At 74.9% G+C, this 4,602-nt stretch carries 1 protein-coding gene; it reads left to right on the top strand.

Features of this window, described 5'->3' with window-relative positions:
* Positions 1-76 precede the first annotated feature (76 nt).
* Positions 77-4,602, top strand: a 4,526-nt coding sequence (locus ACIQUT_RS39235; protein ID WP_403570412.1) for a beta-ketoacyl synthase N-terminal-like domain-containing protein, incomplete at its 3' end; no start/stop codon positions are given.

Here is a 4,602-nt window from a genome sequence, read left to right as displayed (position 1 = left end):
CGCGGCCGCCCCGCTCCAGCTCGCCCCACCACTCTGACTCTTCCGACTCTCTGGCTTCTGTACGAGGGATGCACGCATGAACGAGGAAAAGCTCCGGTACTTCCTGAAGCGGGTGACGGCCGATCTCCACGAGACGCGCCGCCGGCTCCAGGAGGTCGAGTCGGAGGAGCAGGAGCCGATCGCGATCATCGGGATGAGCTGCCGCTACCCGGGGGACGTGGAATCCCCCGAGGACCTGTGGCGGCTGGTCGCGGGGGAGACCGACGCCATCTCGCCCTTCCCGACCGACCGCGGCTGGGACACGGGACGGCTGTTCGACGAGGACCCCGACGGACGCGGCACCAGCTACGTGCAGGAGGGCGGCTTCCTGCACTCGGCCAACCGGTTCGACCCGGCGTTCTTCGGGATCTCGCCCCGTGAGGCCACGGCCATGGACCCGCAGCAGCGGCTGCTCCTGGAGATCTCGTGGGAGGCGTTCGAGCGGGCCGGCATCGACCCGACGTCGGTGCGCGGCAGCCGCACCGGCGTGTTCACCGGCGTCATGTACCACGACTACGCCGCCCGCCTGCGGGCCGTGCCCCCGGAGGTCGAGGGCTACCTCGGCACCGGCGCGTCCAGCAGCATCGCCTCCGGCCGCGTCTCGTACACGTTCGGCCTGGAAGGGCCGGCGCTGACCGTCGACACGGCCTGCTCCTCCTCCCTCGTCACCCTGCACCTGGCGATGCAGGCGCTCCGCAAGGGCGAGTGCTCGCTCGCCCTCGCGGGCGGCGTCACCGTCATGCCGACGCCGGGCACCTTCACCGAGTTCAGCAAGCAGCGCGGCCTCTCCTTCGACGGCCGCTGCAAATCCTTCGCGGACGCCGCCGACGGCACCGGCTGGGGCGAGGGCGCGGGCATGCTCCTCGTGGAGCGGCTCTCCGACGCCCGCCGCAACGGCCACCGGGTGCTCGCCGTCGTCCGCGGCTCGGCCGTCAACCAGGACGGCGCCAGCAACGGCCTCACCGCCCCCAACGGCCCCTCGCAGCAGCGGGTCATCCGCCAGGCCCTGGCCGACGCCCGGCTCACGGCGGCCGACATCGACGTCGTCGAGGCCCACGGCACCGGCACCACCCTCGGCGACCCGATCGAGGCCCAGGCGCTGCTCGCGACGTACGGCCGGGAGCACGCCGAGGACCGCCCGCTGTGGCTGGGCTCCGTCAAGTCCAACATCGGGCACACCCAGGCCGCCGCCGGTGTCGCCGGCGTCATCAAGATGGTCATGGCGATCCGGCACGGCCGGATCCCGAAGACCCTGCACGTGGACGAGCCGTCCACCAAGGTCGACTGGTCCGCGGGCGCCGTGTCGCTGCTGCGCGAGGCCGTGGAGTGGCCGGACACCGGCCGCCCGCGGCGCGCCGCCGTCTCCTCGTTCGGCATCAGCGGCACCAACGCGCACACCGTCATCGAGCAGGCACCGCCCGCGGAACCCGCCCCCGCGGACACCGACACCGACCCCGACGGGGCCGCGACCGCCGACCCCGACGGGGCCGCGACCGCCGACGTCGACGGGGCCGCGACCGCCGACGTCGATGCGGCCGCCGCCGGCGCCGCCCCCGACGGGTCCGGCCCGCAGCCCCGTACGGTCGTCGTCCCCCCGGTCCTGCCGTGGCCGGTGTCCGCCCGCACGGAAGAGGCCCTGCGCGCCCAGGCGGAGCGGCTCCTCACCCACCTGCGCGCCCACCCCGACCAGACGCCGCAGGACATCAGCCTGACCCTGGCCACCGGTCGCGCCGCCCTCGAACACCGCGCCGTCATCGTGGCCGGCGACCGGGACAAGGCCCTCGCCGACCTCGCCGCGCTCGCCTCGGGCGGCATCACCTCCTCGCGGGTCGTCCTGGGCGAGGCCGGAGCCCGCGGCAAGACCGCGTTCCTGTTCACCGGGCAGGGCAGCCAGCGCCTCGGCATGGGCCGCGAACTGTACGACACCCACCCGGTGTTCGCCGACACCCTCGACGAGGTGTGCGCCGCCCTGGACCCCCACCTCGCCGCCCCGCTGAAGGACGTGGTCTTCGGGGACGACGCGGCCGCACTGGACCGCACGGAGTACGCGCAGCCGGCGCTGTTCGCGGTGGAAGTCGCCCTGTTCCGGCTGCTGGAATCCTGGGGCGTGAAACCGGACTTCCTGTCCGGGCACTCGATCGGCGAGATCGCCGCCGCCCACGCGGCCGGCGTGCTCTCGCTCCCGGACGCGTCCGCCCTGGTCGCCGCCCGCGGCCGGCTCATGCAGGCGCTGCCCTCCGGCGGCGTGATGATCGCGGTGGAGGCCTCGGAGGACGAGGTCCTCCCGCTGCTGGGCGACACCGGCCGGGTGGGCATCGCCGCCGTCAACGGCCCCCGGTCCGTCGTCATCGCCGGCGACGAGGACGCGGCGGCCGCGGTCGCCGCCTCCTTCGCCGACCGGAAGACCAAGCGGCTGACGGTCAGCCACGCCTTCCACTCGCCCCACATGGACGGCATGCTCGACGACTTCCGCCGGGCGCTCGAAGGCATCGCCTTCGAGACCCCGCGCATCCCCGTCGTCTCCAACCTCACCGGTGCCCTCGTCTCCGACGAGATGGGCACGGCCGAGTTCTGGGTCCGGCACGTCCGCGAGGCCGTCCGCTTCCTCGACGGCATCCGCACCCTGGAAGCCGCCGGCGTGACGACATACGTCGAACTCGGCCCCGACGGCGTCCTGTCCGCGCTCGCCCAGGCCTGCCTGACCGGCGACACCGACTCCGCCGCCTTCGCCCCGACGCTCCGCAAGGGCAGCTCCGAAGCGAGGACGGCCACCACCGCCCTCGCCCGGGTCCACGTCCGCGGCATCCCCGTCGACTGGCAGGCGTTCCACTCCGCCACCGGAGCCGAGCCTGCGGACCTGCCCACCTACGCCTTCCAGCGCGAGCACTACTGGCTCGACGCCGGCACCCTCGGCGGCGACGTCACCACCGCGGGCCTCCGCTCCGCCGACCACCCCCTCCTCGGCGCCTCCGTCACCCTGGCCGACGCCGACGGCCTCCTCCTCACCGGCCGGCTGTCCCTCGCCACCCACCCCTGGCTCGCCGACCACCGCGTCGCGGGCGCCGCACTGCTCCCCGGCACGGCCTTCGTCGAGCTGGCCCTCCAGGCAGGCGAGAAGGCCGGCTGCGACCTCGTCGACGACCTCACCCTCGCCGCACCGCTCGTCCTCCCGGAGGAGGGCGGCGTCGAACTCCAGATCACGGTCGCGGCGCCCGACGAGTCGGGCCGCCGGTCCGTCGTCTTCCACTCCCGCGACGGCCTCGCGGCCGACGACGAGCCGTGGGTGCGCAACGCCACCGCGGTCCTGGCCACGGCGGGGGAGCAGCCCCCGGCGTACGACCTGGCCGCCTGGCCGCCGGCCGGAGCCGAAACCGTCGACGTCGAAGCCCTGTACGACGGTCTCGCGGACGCCGGATTCGGATACGGGCCGGTGTTCCAGGGGCTGCGCGCCGCCTGGCGACAGGGCGACGACGTGTACGCCGAGGTCAGCCTCGGCACCGAAACCCGGCCCGGCGCCGAGCAGTTCACCCTCCACCCGGCCCTCCTCGACTCCGTCCTGCACGCCATCAACCTCGGCTCCCTGGTGGAGGACACCGGCCAGGCACGGCTGCCGTTCTCGTGGTCCGGGGTATCGGTGCACTCCGCCGGAGCGGACGCGCTGCGCGTACGGCTCTCCCGGGCCGGCCGGGACGCGGTCCGGCTGGAGATCGCCGACGCGGCGGGCGCGCCCGTCGCCTCGGTCGACAGCCTCGCGCTGCGCGCCTTCTCGCCCGAGCAGCTCGGCCGGCAGGCCCACGGCCGCGGCGACTCCCTCTACCGCGTGGAGTGGGTCGAGGCCGCCGCGGCGAGCGCGTCGTCCGACGACTGGATGCTGCTCGGCGAGGGCACACAGGCCTTCGCGGACCTCGCCGGACTGGGCGTCGCGGTCGTCGAGGGCGGTCGGATCCCGTCCACCCTCGTCGTGCCCTGCACGGAGCCCGCCGGCGACGACATGGCCGGTGCGGTGCATGCGGAAACGGGCCGGGTCCTATCGCTGGTCAAGGAATGGCTGGCCGACCGCCGGTTCGCGGACGGCCGCCTCGTCTTCCTGACGCGCGGCGCCGTCGCCGCCGTACCGGGCGAGGGCCCTGCGGACCTCGTACACGCCCCGGTGCGGGGTCTGGTGCGGTCGGCGCAGTCCGAGAACCCGGGCCGGATCGTCCTCGTCGACCTCGACCCCGCCCTCGACCTCGGCGCCGACTCCGACACCGATGTCGCGGAGGGGCTCTCGGCCGCGCTCGCCACGGGCGAGCCCGAGGTCGCCGTCCGCGCGGGCAGGGTGCTGGCACCCCGGCTGGCCCGTGCCGAGGCGGCTGCCGACGCGGCCGCCGCATGGGACGCCGAGGGCACGGTGCTGGTCACCGGCGCGAGTGGCTCGCTGGGCGGGCTGTTCGCGCGGCACCTAGTGGCCGAGCAGGGTGTGCGGCGTCTGCTGCTGGTGAGCCGTCGCGGTGAGGCAGCCGCGGGTGCGGCCGACCTGTCGGCGGAGCTGGCGGGTCTGGGTGCCGAGGTCGTCTGGGCGGC

The sequence above is a fragment of the Streptomyces sp. NPDC090445 genome (assembly GCF_044769385.1).
Classification (GTDB): Bacteria; Actinomycetota; Actinomycetes; order Streptomycetales; family Streptomycetaceae; genus Streptomyces.
The sequence above is the reverse complement of the archived record's forward strand: the minus strand, read 5'-3'. Positions and strand labels throughout refer to the sequence as shown.